A 24,360-nucleotide genomic window follows, 5' to 3' on the forward strand; every position below is an offset into this window, starting at 1 on the left:
GAAAAATATTAACACATCAGCTTTGGCTTTTCCACGCTTTAATTACCTCTTGCGAAGCTTTCTTTGCGTCCCCGTCCGTTGCGTCTATACGATACGCACCCGCATAACGCTTAAACCATGTAAGCTGCCTTTTGGCATAATTACGCGTGGCCTGTTTTATCATCATAATTACATCCTCTTTTTTTCTTGCCCCCAAAATATACATAGCAGCTTCCTTATAACCTATCGCCTGCATAGGCACGGAATCCGGTGCTATTCCTTTTTTTAACAGGCCTTCCACCTCTTCAAACAAACCTGCTTTTATCATATCGTCCACACGCTTATCAATACGGCTGTAAAGCACATCTTTTTGCGCGCTGATTACAAATATCATATATTCATCTTTGTATGCCGTCTGCGCGGTTTCTTTTTTTATCTCTGAGACTTTTTGGCCTGTTGCTTCAATTATTTCAAGCGCCCTTATCAGCCTTCGGGGATTTTTTCTGTCAATCACAGATGCTTCCTGCGGATCTTTTGCTTTCAGCATTTCATAAAGATACTCCGCTCCCTTTTCTTTTTCAAGGCACCGTATGCTTTCTTTTATATTGATATCAACTTCCCCTGACACAGCAAGTCCCTTAATTATGCTGTCTATATATAAACCCGTACCGCCGCATATAATAGGAAGGCGGTTTCTTTTTTTTATTTCTTCCAGCAGCGCTTCACCGTCTTTTTTAAACATAGCCGCGGAATATGCTTTGTTTGGGCTGACAATACCGATAAGATGGTGAGGAATGCCTTTCTGAGCTTCAATTGGAATTTTATTTGTGCCTATATCCATGCCCCTGTATACCTGCATGGAATCGGAAGATATTATTTCACCGTTTAAAGACGCGGCTGTTTCCACCGCAATGGCGGACTTACCTGACGCCGTAGGCCCGCAGATTACCATAAACATTTTGCTTTCTCCTTATTATTCAGACAGGGACAATTTTATCAGATTTTACTTGATGTTATACTTACAGTTTTCTCTTGAACATTTTTTCAATCTCTTCAAAACCTATTTTAACAATAGGCGGCCTTCCGTGAGGGCATGAAAACGGCGCGTCTATTTCAAAATACCGGCTTAACAGCGCTTCTATTTCATTCTGATTAAGCGCGTCGCCTGCTTTATACGCCGCCCTGCACGCCATAGTTGCGGCCGCGTCTTTCATGGCCTCATCCGCGCTTGCCGTCCCCTTTTCTTTTAAAGCGTCAACAACCGCCTTTACGATATTGCCTATGGCTTTATTCTTAATGATTACCGGGTGAGCCCTTATGCCAAAAGCGTTGCCGCCAAACGGCTCCAATTCTATTCCCATTTTTGTAAAAACTTCCATATTATTTTCCACGGTAATTTTTTCCGCCGGGGTCATTTCCACCACTTCCGGTATCAGCATTTCCTGGATTCTGACTTTCCCTGAATTTATCTCTTTCATTATTTCCTCAAAAAGCACTTTTTCATGCGCCGCGTGCTGGTCAATTATCACAAGGTTTCCCTGTTCTTCACCCACTATATAAGTCAGATTGACCTGCCCTAAAAACCTGAAATTAAAATACTGCCTGCGCTGCGGCTGCGACTGAAAAGATATATCTTCCCTTGGCCCCGAAACAAGCGGTGACGAAAACAGCTGTTGAGGTTCATTTGAAAAAAAACTGTTTACCGCTTCACCCACCGCGGCTTTATACCCGTCCGTCTGGGGATTTGAATCAAAAACATCCGCATAAGCGCTTCTTGTTAAATTCGCGGCAGCCAGAGTGTTTTCCACGGCTTTTTTTATAAGTACGTAAATATCATGTTCGTTTCTGAATTTCACTTCCGCTTTTGTCGGATGCACGTTAACATCCACAAAAGACGGGTTTATGTCTATGAATATGAAAGTCACCGGATAATTGCCTTTCATAAGAAGGGTGCCGTAACCTTCGTAAACGGCGTATGACAGCGCCCTGCTGGAAATAACGCGGCCATTAACAAACATAAACTGGCCGGACCGGTTATTTTTTGTGACAGACGGCGCGCATATAAAACCAGTAATTTTTATATTATCCGTGTACTCGCCGATTTCCATTAAGGCTCCGTGCGTTTCATTTCCAAAAACCGCGCGCACTTTTTCCATAAACCCGGCCGCGGGCGGAAAAACAACCGTTTCCCTGCCGTCAATATAAAGTTTTATGGAAACGCCTTCTTTTGATAGCCCCTGAGACATAACCGTATCAATTATCTGCGCTTCTTCCGTATATTTGGATTTCAGGAATTTAAGGCGCGCCGGCGTATTATAAAAAAGGTCCCTGACCCTTATTATAGTGCCGGGGTTTGCCGCTGCCTTTTCATTTTTCTGAATTTTTCCGTTTTCAAAAAGTATCCTTGTGGCAGCTTCATCTTTCGGCGTTCTGGTTATCATTTCCATACGCGAAACAGAGGCAATTGAAGCCAGCGCTTCGCCCCTAAACCCCAGAGTCTGAATTGAATCCAGGTCTTTTATTGCCGTTATCTTTGAAGTGGCGTGCCGTAAAAAAGAATTAACGGCGTCTGTTTCATCCATTCCGCAGCCGTCATCTTTTATCTCTATCAGTTTTTTACCGGCGTCTTCAATATTTATTGTAATATTTTTTGCTCCCGCGTCAATTGCATTTTCAAGAAGTTCCTTCACGCACGACGCGGGCCTTACAACCACTTCGCCTGCCGCTATCTGGTTTGCCACATTGGCGGGCAGCACCTGTATTCTTCCCATTAAGTAAACCCCTGCGTTTTTATTGTCTTACTTTACAACAGCCGCCTTTTCTATAACCCTTACGCCTTCCATTTCAAGCACAATAAGATAAGCCCCTGATGATACTTTTTTCCCGGACTGATTTGTGCCGTCCCAGAAAATATCTCCGCTTTCAAAAGGCAGATTATTAGTTATGCCCTGCTCTGATTCGCTTTCAACAAGCGTGCGCACGTGCACCCCGCTTAATGTTGTGATATAAAATTTAAGTTTGCCGCTCTTTACAAGCAGGTATTTTAATCTTAGTTTTTCCCCTTTGCTTAAATCCACAAGGTTGGAAAAAACCCTTATTTTATTTTTCGGAAGCGGCAGTTCCACTTTAACCGGTGTATAAGTGGCGTCTGTATTCCCGCCTGAATCCACCACGCGTATCATATACAGATAATTATTATCCCATTCGGTTGCCGCATCAGTATATTCCAAAACAGAAGCGGAAGTTACGCTTAAATGAACGTAAGTATAACCGTTGTCTTTACTTCTGAAAACACTGTATCCCGCAACCTGATAAGTGCCGTCAGACGCCGGATTCCACCATAAACTTACGTCTTTTTTATTTTCAATTTCAAATTTTACCGAAGCGTCCGCGGGAAGCCCTGCCGCAAGGTACGGCGTGACATAAACCGGATTGGACTTTGGCCCTTCACCGGAATCATTTACCGCGGCCACAGCATAAATATAAGTGATATTATTCTCCACATTACTGTCCACATACTCTTTCACGTCAAAACCAAGGTTGTACGCAATAGGCGGCCCAAATTCCGCAGCTGTCACAGTTGTTTTTCTGTACACGCTGTAAGAATCCGGATTTACCGCTGACCAGACAAGCCTTACCTGCCTGTTGGAAGCCACCCCTTTTAAAACCGCGGGCGGCGCCATGACTCCGTCTAACACTATCTGCACGCCGGTGGTGGATGTATCTTCATTCCCCATGTCATCCGTAACCTTTATCTTATAGTAATAAGTTCCGGCGGTATTTATCTGCGCGTCAATGTAACTTGTCCCCGTATATTCCGACGCAAGAGCGTTAAACGCGCTTTGGCTGTAAGAAAGCGATGAAGTGCTTCTGTATATGTTGTATTTCACGGTTGTTTTATACGTGTAATCATTTACCGGCGGATCCCATTTAAGGTATACCCTGTCATACAGGCTTGTAAGGGTAAGGTTTAAAGCCGGCCCCGGCCTGATAAACGGCGCGGCTGAAACTTCAGAGGATTTTGCCGTTTCAGAAACACCGTAACCGCTGACTTTATAATAGTAAACAGTAAGCGTGGCGGCGGCGCTGTCGGTATACGCGGTTATTGTGACAGATGACGCATAAGGCGCGGTATCATAATATCCCTGCACAGTGCTTCTGTAAATTTTATACGCCGTTATTTCCTGTGACTGTACGGCTGACCATGAAAGAATTATTCTGCCGTCTCCCGCTTCTGCCGAAGCGGTAAGATTTTCAGGGGCGGTAAAATAACCCGGCTGCGGAGTAACGGTAACATGCGCGGAATAAGCGCTTTCCCCGTATATATTTTCTGATGAAACACGGTAATAATATGTACTGCCGTTTACAAGGCCTGCGTCATCAAACTGCGCGCCGGTAACGGAAGTCAGGTAATTAAAAACAGCGCTGTCAGTACTTTTATAAATCTTAAACGAAGTTATGCCGTATGAAGCGCCGGGGTCATCCCACGAAAGTTTTACAAAATTACTGTAAGCTGTTGCCGTAAGATTTTCCGGCTGCGGCGCGTAAGTCACCGCCATCGCCGAAACAATATCAGAGAATGATTCAAACGCGGTCTGTGTTAAAGCGGACACCCTGTAAAAATAAGGCGTACCTGTCACTGCGGCCGCGTCTATAGCGCCGGCAGTCCCCGTGCTTATATATGGCGAAGTATAATTAAACGTATCCGCCGAAGTGGCCCTGTAAATATTATACGCCTGAATATTTTCTTCCGCGTTATTTTCGGTCCAATTCAAGAATACTTCTCCGGGCAACGAGCCTGCCATCGCGGTAACACCTGCCGGTGACGCGGGCATAACCGTCTGCGTCACCGCGGATGAGCCTTCCCCTGTACCAAAAGAATTTATTGCCTGAATATAATATGAATATGTATTTCCTAAAATCACATCCGTATCTTCGTATGAAGCGGCTGTGGGTGTGGCTTTTACGGCAACAATTACTGAATTTCTTATTACCTGATATGCCGTTATATCTTCATCCGCCGGATTTGCCTGCCAGGAAATATTTATCCGCGCCGCATTTGCCGCCGTGACTGTAAGCCCGGCAGGCGCCGCCGGCACTCCCGGATTATAGGCGGAAAACCAGTATGCAGGAGAAGAATTTCCCTGCGTGTCAATGGTCCGTATTGCGTAATAATATAACTGCCCCGCAACAGGCAGTGTTTCGCTGTAAGAAGTGTACGTAACAGACGCCGGAGAAAAGCTTTCATCCCCGTAAGAAGTTGACCTGAATATTTTATAACTGCCTGTTTCATACGTGCCCTGCAGCCCTGATGATGACCATTCAGCGTTAAGTTCCCCCGCCGACACCGAAACATCCGCGCCGCTTACAGGAAAAGGCGGAATAAAAGGTTTTGCAGAGACAGAACACGCGAAGGCGCCTTCCACGGAATTTTTTACGGATGCAGCCGTGTACCAGTAAAGGGCGCCGTTAGCAAGGTTTTCGTCGGTATATTGAGTTTCACCTGTGGTATTAATCAGCTTAAAACCGAATCCCGTGCTTCTGTAAATATTATATTCTTCAACGGCGCTGTCAGAAGACGGCTGCCATGAAATCATATTTTTAGAGTTATAAGGCACTGCCTGCAGGTTTTCAGGCGAAGCCGGCAATGTGCTTTTGGCCGCTGAAGCAGAGCCTGTCACGCCCGTAAAATCCACAGACTTAACAGTGTAATAATAAGCAAGGGTGGTATCAGCAGACGCGTCGTAATAATTATTGGCAGAAGCCGTTGCGGTAAGGTCATACGGTCCGGCACTGACAACAGACCTGTTAACCACGTACGAAACCGCCGTTGACGTGTCAGACGGAGCGTCCCAGACAAGTTTTATGCCGCCGCAATTATACACTGACAGCCCGGTTACCGCGTAAGGCGCGGCCACGGCATAAACGGCCGCAAAAACTAACAGCGCTGTTAATAATATTTTTCTCATATAATATTTTCCATCCCTTTTAAGATATTTGCTAGAACTCCGCTATAAATTCAAGCGTGCCGCCGAAAGATTTAAAACTGTCCCTTGCCTGCCCCTGCGAATCATCTTTCTGCCTGTAGCGCAGGTTTACATTGGTGCGTATATTGCTGAAGATGTTGTAAGAAAAACCCAGATCTGCCGTCAGTTCCTTTATGTCTTTCTTGCTTAAATTATTATCGCCCCTGCCGTCTCCCTGCATAACCGAATACGCCAGCACGCTCCTTAAATTTATACTGTTATCAAGTTTTATTATTTTATTGCCCAGAAGAGGTATCCAGCCCGGTATTGTGAACGGCTGTGTTATATTAAGCGCGTAATTAAGGCTTAATTCCGGCCTGAGCGTCCACAGATAATTATCAATATACTTTTCCCTTGAATCAGACCTGCTGTAAGTCAGCCTTAAAGAACCATTTATCGGGTTACTGCCTTCTGTTTTATACGGCAGGTTGAAACTGGCATCGTGGGCTATGGTGCCCCTTATAAGTTCTTTTCTGTCAAGCGGGTTATACGTATTTGTTACGGTGTAATTATAAGACCCGGATACAGTCTGGTCCTTTACTAAAAATTCCAGCCCCGGCAGCGTCACTTTGTCAAAGTAAATTTCACGCGCCGACAGCCTTAAAGAATCGTTTATCCCCGTTAAAGTCCTGGTCTGTGAATCGCGCCTTATGCTGTAATTTGCGCCTGCGGCTATCCTTAGCCTTTCAAAGAATTTTATTTCCGCCAGGTCAAGGGTGTAATCCCGCGACATGGCGCCGCCATAAGACAGCGCTTCAAGCCTTTCCACGGATTTTTCATCATAAAAATATTCCCATATAAAAACGTACCATTTCTTCTCAAACGGAAGCTCGTCAAACGCCTTAAATGAACCGGGGTAATAATTATTGTCATACCGCCTGTTAGTATCAGATACTGACGCGGAAATGTTTGTGATATCCGGAAGCACCGGTATTATTCTGCTTAAAGCCACGCGCGCGCGCGCCGCAAGCGAAGCGTTTGTATAAAGCAGGTTAGACGTGTATTCATACCGGTATCCGGAAGAATAATCAACCGACGGGGACACTATCCCTATTTCCTGCGCGCTTATATTTATCTTCGGCGTTATTTCCCGCTTTGTAACAAGGTATTTATCGGTATAATTCTTATCGCCTATTGAATCATAGTAATAATTGAACCGGCTTAACAGGTTTCCTTTTTCTTCGCTGAGTTTATAATTATATGACGGGTTAATGGAAATTTTATCCGCCGTAAAACTGCCTTTGTAGTCATGGTCCTGTTCCCTTTTTAAATTCCACTGGTCATAATAAGTGGCCTGGGTGTTAAGCGTCACGCCAAAATAATCCGCGTAGTCGGTCTTTGTGTTTGTAACAAGCATGCTGCTTTCCAGAGTATTAGTGCCAAGCGGTATGGTAAACAGGTCTCCCACTTTAATCTCTGTGGGAATCATATAGCGCGCGTAAGGCCTTACCGTGAACACTTCACTTAAATTATTCTGGTATTCATACAGCTGGAAATAATTAAACTTCATATTCCTTAAAGTAACAGCGCTTGAAAGCGTAAGTCCGGGCACCGACATCAGCGATATATCATTCCTGAAACTGTCCACCACGGTGTCAGGCGTTGAAAAACTGTTGGTGTACGTGGGGTCATTCCTGTACCGGTCTTCGGTGTATCTTTCAGTCTTCGCGATTTCCGCCGATACCGGCACCTCTTTTATCTGTGTGTAGTCAAACCTTACCCTGTTGTCCCTTGAATGCTGAAGATATTTTGCCCTGTCCATATCAAGGATTGTGTTGAATCCGGAATCAAGTTCCTCGTATGTGTGCGTCAGGTTTCCAAAACCCGCCATATTAAGCGCTGAATTGGTATACCTTGCCATACCCACTTTTGATATCGGGTCTATAAGCCTTATATTATTAACGTATATGACATCATCCGTTACGGTGTTATTCGGATTTATGAAACCCAAAGTAATGTACTGCACTTTTCTTAAATTCGGAGAACCCACGGCGCCGCTGCGTTTTTTGTCGGAACCGTCCAGTTCAATTTCCGCGGTATGCCAGCCCCCGTCAGCCGGCACAGAATCCAGCTGAAGGTTGTACTGGTAATAATTTGTTTCATCCACGCCCGGCGGCGGCGCAGCGGTACCAAGGCGCACAAACATAACCCTTCCCGCGCCCGCATCCCCGCTTTTTCTGGAAAATAAAAGGTCCATCTTAATTTTTTTATACTGCTGGTAATCATACCCCGTGGACTCGCTTAAAAATTTTGTGGTGTAATAAATCGGCTGCCCGTCGGAAGGCCTCTGGTCATAAGCGGAAAGTTTGTAGGAAATTTTCAGCGCCTCTTCCGATTTTTTATCTTCATCCTTCTGGTATTCAAAATAATCCACGTTAGGCGTATATGATTCATCCGTATTCTGATTTACCGTTTCCACGTTCATCTTTGAAGTGTTCGGGGAATTTATAATATTCCCCACCATGTCTGTAGCGCCGGTTAAGGTCTTTAACCTCCATGAATTTCCCAGAAAGTTAATTGATTCAATTTTTATATGCCCCGCGCTTGGCGACGCCCCCGCGCCTTTTATGCTTACCCTTACGTGTTTGATAATGGAGAAAAACGCGGTACTGCTTGGATTGCGCTGGTCAGAATTAAGGCCGAACGACTGCGAAAACTGGGAAAGGGGTATCTTTACCAGATGCCAGCCCTTCTGAGACAGGGTAAGCTGCGGATGGTAATAATTGGGCCCGTCCGAACTGAATTCATAATACGACTCTGAAGTATCCATCTGCCCGTCATTGTCCATATCTTCAGTGTCAAGGACGTCATTGCCCGCGCCCCAATAGTCCGTATTTTCCGGATAAATACCCCTGCCTATTCCTATATCATAAACGGCTTTTAATTTGCCGTTATTTTCCGCGTCTTCGCTGTCACGCCTTATCCCGGACGTGGAATTCAGCTCAAATGTATTATTGCCGTTGCTGTCTTCGCTTATTATACCCACGTCCACTTTAAGTTTTACCGGATTGTCAGTATCCACATAAACCCACATTTCCATGTAATTTAAGTTATTAAGGTTTTCACCGAACGCTGATACCACATACCTGTACGCGTCCCATTTATCCTGCGTAAGCCCGCTGTAATTTAAACGCAGCATTACCTGTGCCGAAGAACCCAGCGTGCCTTCGGTTACTATCTGATGCCCGTTTTCAGTGACATTTTCCTTTCCTGTAAGCACCCTGTTTTCAGGAACCACTCCCGCCGGTATGCTTGCCGGAAACCATGAATACCTGTTAGTGGAAAGCGATAACACATTATCCGCGCCTTCCATATTATCAATCATGGCGGCGCCTTTTTCCTTTGTCCTGGCGTTTTCAAAAAGGTTCGGGTTAAAATCGCTGTACGCCACTTCACCCTGAAAGCTGAAATCAACCGGTAAATCCGCGCCGTCCACAAAAGGCACGCCGTTTATCACTTCGTTAATCTGTTTCTTATCAAGCGTAAGTTTTATGTCGCCGTCAAGCATGTACATACTTGCAGGCGTTGAAAGCCTTGTGTCCGTTGAACGCGCGTCAGGGACTGTTGTCCCCGCGCTGGAAAATTTCCACAGCCACGTACTGCCCAGATTTAAATTATCAAAAAGCTTGTAATCTATCCTCGCGCCCACAACCGTGCTCTGAAAACTCTGAAAAAATGGAAAATATTCATACGCGATTTTTATCCTGGAACTTGGCTGGACAAGATTTTTATCTATAAAAATTATTTCACCGGTTTCATAAAAAATATTATAATCTTTATCCTTTAACAGGTCGCGCCCGTCAATCTGAACCCTTTCACTTCCGTACACCACGGGTGAATTATCAAGCCTGTAAGACGATACCCTGTAATTATATTTAAGGTAAATTTCATAAAGGGATTTATTCGCGGTTATACTGTAGGCGTCTTCCGTTAAATTGGATGGCCTTATATTATTGCCCGGGTCTGCCGGCGTTGAATAGTTGGAAGCAAACGGGAAAAACGCCTTGAATTTTAAAAGCCCCATATCCGTGTCAATTTCATAATACCTTGAAGAGTCATTGTTGTTGGGCTGCGGAATACTGATACTTTCCTGCGACTTATTTCTTATCTCTATATAAAAGTAACCGTCATTGGCGGGGTTTTCTATCTGCGTCTCGCCAAGGTAATAATAGTTAAGCACTTTATGCGATAAATCGCCCGTTGTGTTCTGCCGCCCGTCCTGTATAAGGTGGGCGCTGTCGGACGTATAACCCGTGCTTGCGGATGTAAGCCCGGTTTCATTAAAATTAAAACTGCCGTCCGAAGAATACCCGACCTTTTGCCCGTCGCTTGTTTCAAAAGCCACGGCAATGGTGCTTGTATCCGGTATGCCGATATTAAATTTAACAACGCCGTTCTTGTAGTCTATAACATAATCAGAGCCTATCTGAAGGGGCCTGAAATGAAAAGTCCTGTTGGGAATGGAATAAATAACTTCGGCGGGAATGTCATTGCTGGCTATCCCGTCGTCATAATAGATTAAAACAGAACCCGGCTTTATGGAAACCGGCGCGGCAGGCACCGGCAGCCCGGCGTTGGGTGCAAGCGCGCTTACGTGCAGGGGGTCTTTTGACAGGTAATAATAGATATTTTTCTGATACTGGTTGTCAAGTATCGTGTAACCTTCTTTTCCGTTTACTTCTTTCTGCCTTAAATTTCCGGTAAATTCCTGCACGGCAGAAATGCCTTTTGCCTGCGCGCCAAAAGCGGTTACAGAAAACTTATCACCAAGCATAGCCCTTCCTTTTATTCCAAAAAGCGTCTGCGAATAACTTGCGTAACGCGTGGGCGGCAATGATAATGTTATATCTCCGAAAGACGCTTCCTGAATCGTCTCTTCTTTTTCGCCCTGATATTGAATTGAAATTTTTGTGTATTCGCTTGTGGGGTTCTGGTCGTCATAATCCACGTCCACAATAATCTTTTTGCCTATGTTGCCGTTTAACCTTACCCTGAATGCCTGGGTAAAATCAAAACCTTTCTTATCCCCCGTAACAATGGCATCATCCGGCGTCACGCCTGTAAAACCCACCTTGACTGACTTCATACCGCGGATTTCAAGTTTGGATTCCGGCGGCAGCCCGTACTGGGAAATATCAGCGGAAAGAATTCCTGTCTGCGGCACGCTTACCCATTCTATTTTTGCCGATACGGGCACGCTTGCAGCCCCGGTATTTCCGTACGCGTCAACAGGCACTATCTTGTAAAAATATTCCACGCCCGGCACGGGCGGGTCGCGGCTTAAAATCATATTATCATAATAAAAAGACCTGCCCATGTCATCTTTATACGGTTTTACCATGCCCAGGTTAATCGGCTGTTCCGGAAAAGCGGAAGCGTTATTACTTCTGAAAATATTATACCCCTGTATCCCGGCAGCACCTGTTGCCAATGGTTCAAGCCAGGACAGCCTTATGCTTTCCTGCGAAACTGCTTTTACCGTAACATCTGCGGGCCCGCCCAAACGTGAATATGGTATCGCGGAAACAGGAAGAGACATGGCCATATCGCCCTTTAAATCAACCGTCTGCACCCTGTAAAAATATTCTGTCCCTTCGGACAATCCCGTATCTTCATATACAGTTTCTTTAAGTATTTCAGGGTTAATCCGCGCGCCCTGTTCTTCCCTGTTAAAAGAACGGAAAATATTGTAACCCGAAAGGCCAAAAGGGCCGGTGGAATCCGGTTCCACCCATTTTAAAGTAACGGAAGAAAAACCGGCCAAAGCTTCAATTTCACGGGGCGCTTCAAGTACGCCTATCGGCTTTGCGGTTGCCACGTTTGAATCGCCGATATTGGACCCGTTGTATACCGCGCCGACTTTATAGTAATATGTGACATTACTTTGCGGCGGAATTACGCTTGAATCAGCCGAGTCAATGTAAATAAGCTCTCTTACAGGTTCTTTTGTGATTGTGATATAGTCTTCATCCGGCCCTGACGCGCGGTAAACTTCATACGCCACGCCTTCCGCCGTATCCGCGTCCCATGACAGCATGACCCTTAACCCGTCAGTCTTTGCCCTTAAATTAAAAGGTGAACGGTTAACGGCCGTAACGCCGGTTAGGTTTTTTTCTTCGGCAATAGAAGGTTCCGGCGCGGAAAATAAAACGCCGCTTAATGCCGCAAAAAAAAGCATCACGGTTAATGAAATATTAATCGCGCGCTTAACCACGGCCTGCCGCCCTTTTATATGAAGACTGTAATAACGTTTTTAAAAACATCACACCCTCTATTTTGTTATGCTTATAATATCCATCGTTTCATTTTTATACCTGTCAGCCGTCTTTATCACACCCTGCCCTTCGGCGTACCACACGCTTTTATCAGTCGCCCTGCCGCCTTTATAATCCACCCTTACCGCTTCCATCTCCCCGGCTGTTGTTAAAATTGTCTCCGGTTCGTTTACCGTCCCCATAATCGGGCCTGCCGCGGTATCAGCCGCTTTAAACTTTACGCCTTTTTTTACCTTTGGCGGAAGCATTATCATGCCGTAAGGTTTTTTATCTCCAAAGTTTTCAGAAGTGTAAGCCTTAACAACTCCGGTTTTGCCGTATGAATAGTATTCCTGCACGGTATAATTATTTCCCGTGTCTGTCCTGTTTAATATCGCCAGAGTCTCGCCGTTTATGACTTCTTTTTTGTCAAGAAACTCCCAGCGCTCCGGGCTTTTGCCGGAAATATTAAAAAGCGACAAGCCTGTATTTTCCACAGGAAAATACAGCTGCGCGTTTGGTTTCATCATTGTGACAACAATAAAAGCAATTACACCAAGCACAACCGCTGCTGCCGCGGCGTATACAACATTCATATTAACGCCGCTTTTTTTCTTTCCGGTTTTTCCCGCCTGTTCCCTTTGTTCCAGCATCTTGTCTATATCAATTTCAGCCATGCCATCCTCCTTAATTAAACGCGGCTTTTCAATGCCGCAGTATTTTTTACCGCTTCAAAAACATCCGCCGCGCTTATCTTTTTCATGCATTCAATATCCCTGTCAGGGCACTGCGTCTTATCGCACGGCGCGCAGCTAAGCGCGCTTGCCACAGCGGGATAATAAGGGTTATCGCGCGGATTCCACGAAATACTGTTTGTGGGCCCGAATACCGTAACCGCCGGCGTCTTCATAGCCACCGCAATATGTTTGGGCGCGCCGTCATTTGTAACCAGCACATCCATCTGACCTATAAGCGCCGCAAGTTCCTTAAGCGATGTCTGCGGCGCTATTATTATACCCTGTTTTACCGGGCAATTCTTCAATACTTTTTCGGCCATGTGCTGTTCACCTGGGCCCCAAAGCACAATTACAGAACTTTTCTTTATGCCGTTTAAAATAAGCCCTGCCAATTCGCCAAACTTCTCTTCAGGCCAGCGTTTTGTGGGCCATGTGCCTGACGGGTTAATGCCTATAACCGGGCCGCCGGACTTAACGGTATTTATAAACTGCGCCGCCTTTGCCTTTTCCGCTTCCGGAATTATAAAATCAAGTTCTTCACCGTCTTCGGGAATACCTATTGCCGTCAATAACTGCGTGTGGTAATGAACATTGTACATCGGGTCCTGCGCCGGTTTTACTTTAATATTATACAGATACTTTCTTATCCTGAAAGTAAACCCGGCCCTGTAACGCGCGCCGCTTAAAAAAGCCATAAGCGCGGAGCGCAGGTTGCCAAACAGGTCAAAAACAAGGTCGTATTTATTCCCCGCAAGCGCCGTGTAAAATTTAAAATCATTAAAAGCTTTGACAATAAAATTCGCGCTTTTATACCTGTTTTTATCAAACACTGTCACATTTGAAAGGTACGGATTCCCTTCAAGTATTTTTGCCGGAAAAGGCGCGGCCACGTAATCTATCACCGCGTCAGGCAGCGCTTTTTTAAGCGCGCGTATAAAAGGCGTGGTTAAAAGCACATCGCCTATTGCGCCGGGGCGTATTATTAACACCCTTTTTATTTTAGACAACTCAACTTTAACCACGTTGCTCCTTATTGGCCATGAATTCTTGGCCGTAAAGAAATTCCCGTAAGAAACCAGAACATTAAAGCAACCTGAGAAGAAAACAGGTTATATTCAAATAATCCGTTTATCAAAAATACAACAGTCACCGCGGCAAAAGCAATAAGCGCGTGTTTGTCATAGCCTGTGGATTTAATCGCGCCGCGTATCTGCGTTATTAACAGCGATACAAAAAGCCATATTAAAGCCGCCAGCCCCACAAGCCCGTCAATTACCGCCACCTGAATCGCGGTATTATGAAGGTGCCCCTGCTGACGCTCCCGCGCTTCCGGATGAATATACTGTGAATATATTTTACCCACGTTGGCGGTGCCTATGCCAAGCCACGGGTTATCTTTTATCATTTTAATTCCGCTTTCCCACATATAAGCGCGCTCAATATTAGAAGTCCCTTTATTCGTATTAAACGAACTCATTGCCCTTTTACCCACCGCCGTGTCTTTAAGGGCAAAACCCGCAGCCGCCATAACTACAAGAAAAATCACAAAGTATTTTTTCCCTGCCATAAAAAAAACAATTGCCAATCCGCACAAAGCTGCCAGCCATGAGCCCCTGGTAAATGTAAAAACCAGCCCAAGCCCCGCGAAAAAAGAACCAAACGAGTACAAAATAACATTCATCCTTTTGACGCTTAGCGACTTTAATTCAGCCGCCATAAATCCCGCAAGCACCACGCACGCCATTGCAAGCATACCGCCCGCGTGCATGTGGTTGCCGGAAAAAGAGACAGCCCGAAAATCCGCTTCGTGCATTATTAACCTGTGATAAATGCCCGTGGCAAAAGCGTACCCGCCTACAAATATCGCCCCTGCCGCAAAAAACCGCATAAGCATCTCTTTATTAATGGAGCCGCGGGAGATATAAGCCGCAAGAAAAACCGCGCCCATTATATAAGCCTTTTTGAAGTCTTTTATGCTGTTCAAAGGGTCAATTCCAAATGCCGCGGCAGTAAAGTGAATGAATATGAAAGCGAAAAAAGGGATAAGGATGAATTTGCTTATATTAAAAGCGGTTTCATCCTTCTGCTTTACAAGCAGGACAATCCACAAAACCAGCGACAGGATATAGAATATCTCCGCCATTGTGATGGACACAGCAGATGCCGCCGCATACCCGCACAAAGCCCAGAAAGCGCCTGTTTTAAGGTCAAATTTAACCATTTCCAGCTCCTTTATATATAATAATATAATATTATAAACTAATATGGAAGTTATGGCAAACAGATAAAATGGAGGCTTTGATGCTTGGAGGCTTTGATGCTTGGAGGCTTTGATGCTTGGAAGATCGGAAAATCGGTGTGGTAGACGCGGGTCTTCAGCCCGCGGTAGTTGACCTTGTTCTTGTCTTTTCGCCCTGGTAGCCGCGTCCTTTTAGGGCGCGTTGTTTTGAGTTTGAATTGAATTTTCGTATTGTCAGACGCAGGTCTTTAAGCCCGCGGTATTTGATTTTATTTAAGTATTACCCTTCTATTTCCCCGTTTATAGATTCAATTATTAAATATACCGCCATATGTTATATTGCCAATATTAAACACTTCACAAACCACAACCAGAACCATTAACAAAACAAAAACCCCGGCAAAAAAAAGTATTTGTTGAGTTAACAGGATATCGCCTTTATCATTCTTTTTTCTAATAATTCTCAGTATTATCGGCAAAATCATCCAAACCCAGCTAAGCGAGTAAAAAAACAGAAAGAATACCACTTTATAGAACCTTGTATTTTCATCACTTAAATCAAGAACCAACAAATAAGACAGTAAATTAATAATAATCCCAATAAAACCTAACGGAGTTAAAGCAGAAGTCCAAAATTTTGTGCTATTTTTATCTTCTTCTTCATTCAAGTCTTTAATCTTCTTTAGTATTCCACCCATAAACACTCCCCGCCAATTCTCAAACACCGGCAAATACAACCTTTAACTTACACCCGTCAGCATAGCTATATTATTATCTTCTATACCCCATGTTTTTTCTTATTATTTTTCTGCAAATCCCCGATATTTCCAGAGCCTGTTCCGCATCTTTCTTTTCGGCGTCTTCAAAAGGATACCTTGCAGCCACTGCATAAGCGGTAAGAGAAACAAACCGATTTTTATAAACTAAAATGTCAGGAACAAATTCCGCTACCGATTCAACAAGCATTCTTATATCATGAGTTTTGGGTATGTCCCTTCCCTTTTCCTGCAACACGCCTTTAAGATATTTTTCGCATGATTGCTGCGCGTGGAAACACACCGAATTGTAAAAATGCTCGCGTGATTTAAAAGCATATAGAGCAAGATTAAGGTCTTCTTCCGCTTTCTTTACCCATGCTTTTGTCTCCGGTTTCAAAGCTTAATACCCTGTGACATGGCTTTTTTTGTCAGCATATCTTCAGGATATTTTTTCAGATATTTTTTGTTTCTTACAACAATATCAACCGGGAATTCCGCCGGAAAAGACCCGCTTAACGAAGTATAAATATCAGCGGCCTGTTTTATGGTCCTTTCTTCCGATTCCGAAACTACCATAAGGTCTATATCGCTGTCAGGGCCGGGATTTCCATAAGCATATGACCCAAAAAGAATAACATCTTTAGCGCCGTGTTCTTTTTTTATAAATTCAGCCATCTTTTTAACTGTTTTCATGATATTTTTTTTACCGGACATAAACCACCAATTATTATAAATTTGTCTTAAACCGTTTTTTACTATGGTTCAACAATTCTTATCTTAAAATAATTTTACCCGATTAACACATATGCTTCAAGACAAAAAAAACCGAGACCCCAAACTGCCGCGCCTTGCCTCCTCCGCCATAGCAGCTTATTTGCTGCGGCGGCCGGGAAAAGGATGCGGCTACCACACATTTAATTCAAGAAATAACACCCACCCATTAAATTAAAAACGAGACGCAATATATTGCGTCTCTACAATAGAAAACAAACAGAAGACACATCAAAAGCCGCGGGCTGAAGACCCGCGTCTACCACACCGATTTTCCAAGCATCCAAGCATCCAAGCATCTAAGCATCCAAGCATCTGCCCTACCTCTGCTTTACCGAGCCGCCCATGATAAACTCTGTCGGGACGACTGTCTTTTCCTTTACTGTCCTTTTCTTATTCATTATATCCAGCAGTATATTTACCGCTTTTTTTCCCATTTCTTCTTTTGGCACATTAACCGTGGCAATGGACGGGATAAAGTGGCGGGCAAGTTCTATATTGTCAAAACCCACCACAGAGATATCGTCCGGCACTTTTAACCCTGCGTCTTTAAGCATATTTATCGCCAGTATCGCGTTTATGTCGTTGCACATGAAAAGCGCGTCCGGCCTGTCATTACCTTCAATTACCTTTTTCATCCACGCGTAAGGATCATCCGCCTCTTCCTGATTTTCCCGGCAGAACACTATCATGTTATCATCCACCGGCAGGCCGTTGGCAATAAGAGCCCTTTTATAACCGTCGCGCCTTAAAAGAAAACTGTACCTTCCGTTTCGCGACATATAGGCAATTTTTTTATGCCCAAGTTTTATCAGCTGTTCCACGGCGTTAAACGCGCCGCCTTCGTTATCGGCGACTATGCAGTCAGCTTTATCCGTGTCATATGAATTATCTATCATAACCACGGGAATTCCCCTGTCTATTATCATTTCCGCGTAGTCAGCCGGCATATGCCCAAGAAGTATAAGCCCGTCAACGCTTTTTTCCTTTATTATCTTAGGCAGTTCCATCGCTTCAATCTGCTCTTTTTTAACCACGTTGGTAACAAGGTTAAAATCCGTTTCCACCAGTATTTCTTCGATACCTTCAAGTATTTTTGAATAAAACGGATTTGTAATTACAGGCGCGCGGTAAAACCTGCCCGATACCACGCCTATGTTTTCTGTTTTTCTCATGGCAAGGGCGCGCGCAAAACGCGAAGGTTCATAGTTTAATTCTTTGGCTATTATCTTTACCGCTTCCTTTGTTTTATCCCCCACGTCTTTTCGGTCGTTTAACGCCTTGGAAGCGGTGGAAATGGAAACCCCGGCTTTTTTGGCAACGTCATATATCGTTATTTTCATCCCCGCCCCTTTTATCTGCTTAACTTTTTTATGGCAGCAAGTTTCTCTCTGGCCCTTGCGATATTTTTCTTTGCTTCAGCGTGACCCGGGTCCATTGCAATGACTTTGCCCCATACCGCTATTGCCGCTTCAATCTCGCCGTTTACGTATTTATCAACGCCTTCGTAATAAAGCGATTTTAAAGCTTTGGCGTCCACAGACGCTTTACTTTGAGTTCCTGTAAGTTTTTCTATCCCGCTGTTTGCCTCTTCGTTATTGGGATCTATCGCAAGCACTTTCTGGTAATACGACTTGGCTTTTTCCGGCGAGGATTTATTCTGCCTGGCAAGGCTTAGATATTTATCCTTATCCGCTTCTATTTTCTGATTTACCTTTGTTATTCCGTCACGGGCCGATGAATTTCCGGAATCATATTTAAGCACATCATTAAACTTCTGCAGTGCTTTTCTGTAGTCTTGTTTTACTTTTTTATCGCTGCCGCTGAAAAACTTTTCCGCCTGTATCAAAAGCGCCTTTATCTTTGCGTCGCGGGAAGCCCTTGCGGCGCGTATTTTTTCATCCACCGCCTTCGCCTTTGCGCCGGTAAGCAGTTTCTTTAACTCGTAATATTCATCCACCGCTTCCGTGTATTTTTCCTGGTTAAGATAAAGCTTTGCCTGCTTTTCCTTTGCGGAAATAAGCTCGCTTATATTTTTTTCAACTTTTGCCATTCCGTCTTTCGCTTCCCCGTTATCCGGATTTACCTGAAGTACATAATACCAGGCGTTATATGCCCCTCCCACATCGCCCGCTTCAAAAGCTTTTTTGCCTTTTTCAAGGTAATCGGGAACCTGCTTTGAAATACTTTCGTTTACAGAAGACAGGTATTTCTGTGCTTCGCTGTCGCCCGGTTTTACCTTAAGCGCAAGGGTAAACTGCTCTTTTGCCTTTAAGAATTCTTCTTCCGTCAGGTATGTGGTGCCGCTGCTAAGGTAATAGTCATATCCGGTGGTCTTTACCTGCGCTAAAAGAGAGAAGGTGGAAGAGTCTCCCGGATTAAGTTTCTTGGCGGTTTCCAGCTCTTCAATGGCTTCTTTATACATATTCCTGTAATAGTATGCCATCCCCAGGTTGTAATGCGCGTCGGAAAAGTTCGGGTTAATATTAATTGCCTTTTTATACGCGGTTATCATCTTATCGTACTCTTTTTTCTTAAAGTAATTAAGGCCAAGTAGATACTGAGCGTTAAAGTTTTCCGGATTTGCCTTTACAACCTCTTTAAGATTTTCTATAGCCTTGTCCGCGTTTTCCCTTTTATGATATATAAGCCCCAGAAGCTCCCTGCATTCCAGATGCTTGGGTTTTATATCAATACACTTTTCAAAGTTGATAAGAGCGTCTCCAAAGATATTCTTTTTATAATACGACTGCCCAAGCCTGAAATACGCCTCTGACATTTCATCGTATTTTTTTTCTATGCTTTTGGTAAAAGCTTCTATTGCTTTGTCCAGATTTTCCTTGCGCAGATAAGCAAGCCCCGCATAAAAATAGTTTGCCCCGTCCGCGGGATTTAACTGCGATGCCTTGTCAAAGTATTTTATGGCTTCATCATCGTTATTCTTAAAATTATAATAAATTATCCCCGCGATCTGCGCCGCGGAAAAATCCACCTTTTCATGCGAAGCTTTGTCGTCTTTATTTATTTCCAGCACCTTTTTCATCGTATCAAGCGCTTCGTCGTGCCTGTTTTCATTGTAATAAGCCAGCCCAAGGTTAAAGCGTTTTACAACATTATTGCCGTCAAGCTCCACGGCTTTTTTGTATTCTTCCACGGACGCAAATACCGCGGATGAAAGAAAAACCGCCAATACCGCGGTTAGCAGCCGTTTAATAAAAGTTTTTTTCATGTTATTACCTCCCTATTTAGCACCTATTAAAAGGCGCTTTCTTTCAAGTTCTATTAAATTAAAATCACGTTGTCCGTCCTGCAGAAAAATTAGCTTTTCGCCGTACTGGCTCCATGCCGCCATTAAGACCTTTTTTAACTTAATCTTTCCCAGAAACGAAATATTATTTCCCGTGTTTTCCATAATCCACGGGTTGCCGTTATATATAAAAACTATCTTTCCGCCTTTCGGAGAAAACAAAAGCATGGGTTCCACGTTTTTCCCGGAAAAGAGCTTTTTAACCTTATTCTTTTTGACGTCATAAACCATAATTTTTCTTACCTTTTTTGTAAGAATTGTGTAGCCGATATACCTGCCGTCCCACGACCACTGCGGCGCCTGCCCGCCGGCGGATTGCTTTATTGCCTTTATTTTTCTTCCCGCGGCATCATAAATAACAAGATTTTTTTGCTTTTTTCCGCCGTCTTTTTTTACCATAAATTTTCTGTCCGCCGAATACACCCCGTCAAGTATGTAGTTTCTTACGGGAAAGACTTCTTTTTCAAGACGCGGTACAATCGAAGCCCTGCCGGCGGTTATCTGGTGCGCGTCAAGAGCAAGAATTTTTGCACCCTGCTGTTCATCGCTTTTTAAAATTGTAAGGGTCTTGTCAATGGCGGTAAGCACAGGCGTTATTCCAAAACGTTTTTTATATTTGTCCCTTATCGCGTCCGCTTTGGCATTATCGGGGTAGACTTCCACATAAATATGTATAAGTTTTTCATATGCCTTATCCAGGTGTTTATAATTTTTAAACTTACCCGCCAGGGCATTAAATACCCTTTCCGATTCTTCATATCTTTCGGTGCGGTACAGCAGGTTTCCAAGGCGGTACATAGCGTCTGCCGCGTAAGTGAATTTGGGATAATCTTCAATGACCCTGTAAAACAGGTCAATAGCCGCGGCAGAATCGCCAATAGCCGCCTGTGCGTTTGCCCTGTTGTATAAAGCTTCCGGGCTTTCAGCGGAGTAAATAACAGATGCAAATAAAAGCCCAATTACCGCGGCGGCAAAAAACTTTCTTAATTTCATTATTTTTCACCCATAATAATTATTTCCACCCTTCTGTTTGTCCTTCTTTCCTGTTCGTTGCGGTTTTTATTTAAAGGCACTTTGGCGCCATAGCCCACCGTGGTGATTGAAAGCGGCGACATTTTATATTTTTCCACAAAATACCGCAGGACAGTTTTCGCCCTTTCCTGGGACAGATATAAATTCTGCGCGGCATCGCCTTCTTCGCTGGAATGCCCCTGTATGTAAACCTGCACATTTTTCTGCCCTTCAATTTCTGCCGCCAGTTCATTAAGCCTTGACGCCATTTCCGGCATTATGACAAAAGAGTTCTGGTCAAAATATATCTTCTTGCCAAGTTTAAGTTTTTTGCTCTTTGCCGTGATAATAAACGGGTCGCGTATAACCTGCTTGTCTTTTATAACCGCTTTTTTGCCGTTAACGCCGTTGACATTAAGCACGTATCTGCACCCTTTAAGGTCGTCCACATATTTACCCGCGGAATCAAGGCCGTCCCACACAAGGTATGAAGGCAGTGTTTCCCCGCCGGAAAATTCCTTTAACAGCGTATTCTTTGAATCAAATATCTGAAAGTTCCAGTCCTTTATCTTCTTTATTTCCCTGTTAACCATAACAAAAGGCACTGTTTTGCGTTCATCACTGTCACTGGACACAAGCAGTGTTATGGGCGCCACAAGCATTTCATGGTTTTTAAGCGGGACAAACGGTTTGTCCGCCGGAACTTCAAATTCATATTTTTTGGGCTGAATAATCTGCCCCACCGTTTTTATAATCTGCCCGGTGTAATCTTTGGCTTTGAAATCAAATATATAATTGGTATTTGCGCCCGCTATTTTGCCCACGTTGTCCGTGCCGTCCCAGCTTAAATCCTTTGGCACTTCGCCCATGCCGGAAAAAGACTTTACAATTTTGCCGTCAGACGTTTTGATATCAAGGCTCCATTCCTTTACTTTTTCTTCAGGGACATTTGGCTTAAAGGAAACTGATTTTATTTTCCCGTTTTCCACGTTCACCTTTGGCACTTCAATTGCTTTGGGGACAAATTCCGCGTTTTTTTCCGCCAGCTGCTGTTCATACATTGACGCGCCAAATTTAATACTTGCGGATATCCTGTGCACCGCGCCAAGGTCGCCCATTGGCGTAAACGCGTAATCAAGCCCAAAATCGCCCACGTGAATCCCCAACCCGCCGGTTAATGACGTAAGTTTTGTCACGTCAGAAAAAGACATTTTGCCAAGATCATAAGCGTTGCTGTATTTTGCGCCAAGCCGCAGCGCCACCGCGCGGAATAAGAAATATTCAATCCCGGCGCCGGCAAAAATATTATCCGCGCCCGCGGTTTTGGAAAAATCTATCGCGGCGCTGAAAACATCAAACGCGCCTTCGTAAACCCTGAAACCCAGCCCCGCGCCGAATTCCACAGGAAACATGTCATTCGTACCTGATAAAAACCCCAGGTTCTTTACGGTTAATGCCGCATAAATATTATTTTCTAATAGGCTTAAAGAAATCCCCGTGTCAAAAGAAACTCCCATGCTGACATCGCCCATAAAATCCTCGTAAATCCCCCTTGACTGCACGCCAAAACTGAAAGTGTCTCCAAAACTTTTTCCAAAACCGGCCGTTAAAACCGCGTTTTTCAGAGAAACAGAAGGCGACGTACCGCCGGTAGAATCATAAGAACCGTAATCAATATAAAGAAGGCTTACACCAAAACCGGAGCCTTTTTCAAACGGCACGCCAAAAGCAATGTGCTGCATATTGATATTATTAAACCAGAAAATACCGGTAGGAGTTATTTCCGCCTTGTCCATAAGCGCAAGATTAGCAGGATTAAAAATAAGGGCATTTGTGCCGTCGGGTAAAGCGGTGCCTGCCTCTCCCATTCCCGCCTGAACAGCTTCGGGTTTTATCTTAAGGAATTCAGCAGTACTTGTGCCAAAACTGCCGGCATTAAGGGAGGTAAAAGGCGCAATAAATATAAATAAAAAAATTATTAATATGCTTATCTTAGAATTTATACGGCCTGTTACTTCCGCCACCGCACGCCCCTTTTAAACTCATATTTTATATATATATAATTTTATCATTATAATTGAAATAGTCAATAACATTTATTTTGTTAAGTTTTAAGCGAAAAAAGAACGAAAATGAATTATGTTACTGTATTTTATACCGAAAACTTTCGTATATTCCCATTGCCCGAAGGCTGTATTTTTGATAATATATGGTAATTAAATGATTAATCAATCCCCGGGAGGTAATAATATATGGATGATAACCGCGCCAAAGACAGAAGAAAAAAACAGGAAATAGTTCCCCAGGACAAACGCAAAGGCCCGCGCCGCCTTACCTGCGACTGCGGCGGAAAGATTGAAGTTAAGGTAGAAGGAAAAGATTCGTTTGTCTGCGCAAGATGCGGGAAAAAACATTAGGTATGAACATAGCACTTTAGCATATTAAGCAATTAAGCTATAGCGTAAAATCTAGCACCTTAACGTATTAAGCAATTAACCTATAACGTGAAATCTAGCATCGTTTCCGTTTCGCTTCTGCTTAACTGCCTATAGCTTAAACACTATCCTTTCGACCTTCCGTTCCTCTGTTTTTTCTCGTCCTGGTAGCCGCGTCCTTTAGGGCGCGTTGTTGAAGCGAGCACGCGAGCGGAAATCCCCGCAATGCAGCGAGTTCACGAGCAAAAGCAGCGGGGATATTCCATAGATACCTTAGAAGACGTAATATATCATACCTCTTTGGGTAAATTTCATTGTTTGGTAGACGCGGGTCTTTAGCCCGCGGTAGTTGATTCTTTCCCGTCCCTCCAACCCTCTGTGCATCCGACCTCTGTTCTTTATCCCTGGTAGCCGCGTCCTTTTAGGGCGCGTTGTTTTAACTTTGTCTTGAATTTGTCTTTCTCGTCCCTCTGTTCTTTATCCCTGGTAGCCGCGTCCTTTTAGGGCGCGTTGTTTTGATTTTGATTTGAATTTCTCATCTTTGGTAGACGCGGGTCTTCAGCCCGCGGATGTTGTTCTCTCCTTGGTAGTTGCGCATTTTAAAATCACGAATCAGGCTCCTACCCCTTTTTTCTTTCCCTTACATCCTTCATAATCAAAAAAATCCAGTAAAACATAAATATATTATTGATTTGAAACTTCCCAGTAATGCCACTGTTTATCTTCAAAAGAGTATTCTAATCCTTTGCTCACATTAGAGTCTGTCATAAAATTTGTGTAAACGGCCATAATCTGAAGTACACTTAAGTGTACTGAGTATAATAAGGAGGATGGATTATGGCA

At 44.0% G+C, this 24,360-nt stretch carries 15 protein-coding genes; 1 reads left to right on the forward strand and 14 read right to left on the reverse strand.

The window, feature by feature from the left end; all coding sequences use genetic code 11:
- Window positions 1-16 precede the first annotated feature (16 nt).
- The 14 genes from miaA to JXR81_03060 all read right to left on the reverse strand — a co-directional run bounded on the left by miaA (window position 17) and on the right by JXR81_03060 (window position 23,106).
- Complete coding sequence (gene miaA / locus JXR81_02995; GenBank protein ID MBN2753814.1) at window positions 17-937, reverse strand: tRNA (adenosine(37)-N6)-dimethylallyltransferase MiaA; 921 nt, start codon at window positions 935-937, stop codon at window positions 17-19.
- Window positions 938-998: 61 nt separating this feature from the next.
- Complete coding sequence (gene mutL, locus JXR81_03000; GenBank protein ID MBN2753815.1) at window positions 999-2,750, reverse strand: DNA mismatch repair endonuclease MutL; 1,752 nt, start codon at window positions 2,748-2,750, stop codon at window positions 999-1,001.
- A gap of 27 nt (window positions 2,751-2,777) precedes the next feature.
- The gene (locus JXR81_03005) at window positions 2,778-5,948 is read right to left on the reverse strand and encodes a hypothetical protein (GenBank protein MBN2753816.1); all 3,171 of its coding nucleotides are present in this window, start codon (window positions 5,946-5,948) and stop codon (window positions 2,778-2,780) included.
- 31 nt (window positions 5,949-5,979) lie between these two features.
- On the reverse strand, window positions 5,980-12,219 hold the full coding sequence (locus tag JXR81_03010; protein ID MBN2753817.1) for a hypothetical protein: 6,240 nt from the start codon (window positions 12,217-12,219) through the stop codon (window positions 5,980-5,982).
- A 57-nt stretch (window positions 12,220-12,276) separates the two neighbouring features.
- Window positions 12,277-12,936, reverse strand: coding sequence for a hypothetical protein (locus JXR81_03015; protein MBN2753818.1), 660 nt, complete (start codon window positions 12,934-12,936; stop codon window positions 12,277-12,279).
- 14 nt (window positions 12,937-12,950) lie between these two features.
- The gene (locus JXR81_03020; GenBank protein ID MBN2753819.1) at window positions 12,951-14,018 is read right to left on the reverse strand and encodes a glycosyltransferase family 9 protein; all 1,068 of its coding nucleotides are present in this window, start codon (window positions 14,016-14,018) and stop codon (window positions 12,951-12,953) included.
- A gap of 8 nt (window positions 14,019-14,026) precedes the next feature.
- Window positions 14,027-15,217: an O-antigen ligase family protein gene (locus tag JXR81_03025; protein MBN2753820.1), complete on the reverse strand. Its 1,191-nt coding sequence runs from the start codon at window positions 15,215-15,217 to the stop codon at window positions 14,027-14,029.
- Between the two features lie 326 nt (window positions 15,218-15,543).
- The gene (locus tag JXR81_03030) at window positions 15,544-15,933 is read right to left on the reverse strand and encodes a hypothetical protein (GenBank protein ID MBN2753821.1); all 390 of its coding nucleotides are present in this window, start codon (window positions 15,931-15,933) and stop codon (window positions 15,544-15,546) included.
- A 73-nt stretch (window positions 15,934-16,006) separates the two neighbouring features.
- A complete protein-coding gene (locus JXR81_03035; GenBank protein ID MBN2753822.1) occupies window positions 16,007-16,390 on the reverse strand; it encodes a HEPN domain-containing protein in 384 nt (127 codons plus the stop codon).
- Window positions 16,387-16,686, reverse strand: coding sequence for a nucleotidyltransferase domain-containing protein (locus JXR81_03040; protein ID MBN2753823.1), 300 nt, complete (start codon window positions 16,684-16,686; stop codon window positions 16,387-16,389). The genes JXR81_03035 and JXR81_03040 overlap by 4 nt, the downstream gene beginning before the upstream one ends.
- Window positions 16,687-17,084: 398 nt before the next feature.
- Window positions 17,085-18,107 carry a LacI family DNA-binding transcriptional regulator gene (locus tag JXR81_03045; protein MBN2753824.1) on the reverse strand — a complete coding sequence of 341 codons (1,023 nt, stop codon included), beginning with the start codon at window positions 18,105-18,107 and terminating at the stop codon, window positions 17,085-17,087.
- Between the two features lie 11 nt (window positions 18,108-18,118).
- A complete protein-coding gene (locus JXR81_03050; GenBank protein ID MBN2753825.1) occupies window positions 18,119-19,993 on the reverse strand; it encodes a tetratricopeptide repeat protein in 1,875 nt (624 codons plus the stop codon).
- A gap of 12 nt (window positions 19,994-20,005) precedes the next feature.
- Complete coding sequence (locus tag JXR81_03055; protein MBN2753826.1) at window positions 20,006-21,064, reverse strand: tetratricopeptide repeat protein; 1,059 nt, start codon at window positions 21,062-21,064, stop codon at window positions 20,006-20,008.
- A complete protein-coding gene (locus JXR81_03060) occupies window positions 21,064-23,106 on the reverse strand; it encodes a PorV/PorQ family protein (GenBank protein MBN2753827.1) in 2,043 nt (680 codons plus the stop codon). The genes JXR81_03055 and JXR81_03060 overlap by 1 nt, the downstream gene beginning before the upstream one ends.
- Before the next feature lie 228 nt (window positions 23,107-23,334).
- On the opposite strand from JXR81_03060, the gene JXR81_03065 reads away from it, so the two are divergent.
- The gene (locus JXR81_03065; protein ID MBN2753828.1) at window positions 23,335-23,499 is read left to right on the forward strand and encodes a hypothetical protein; all 165 of its coding nucleotides are present in this window, start codon (window positions 23,335-23,337) and stop codon (window positions 23,497-23,499) included.
- The last annotated feature ends 861 nt before the right edge of the window (window positions 23,500-24,360 follow it).

The organism is Candidatus Goldiibacteriota bacterium (assembly GCA_016937715.1).
Classification (GTDB): Bacteria; Oederibacteriota; PGYV01; order PGYV01; family PGYV01; genus PGYV01.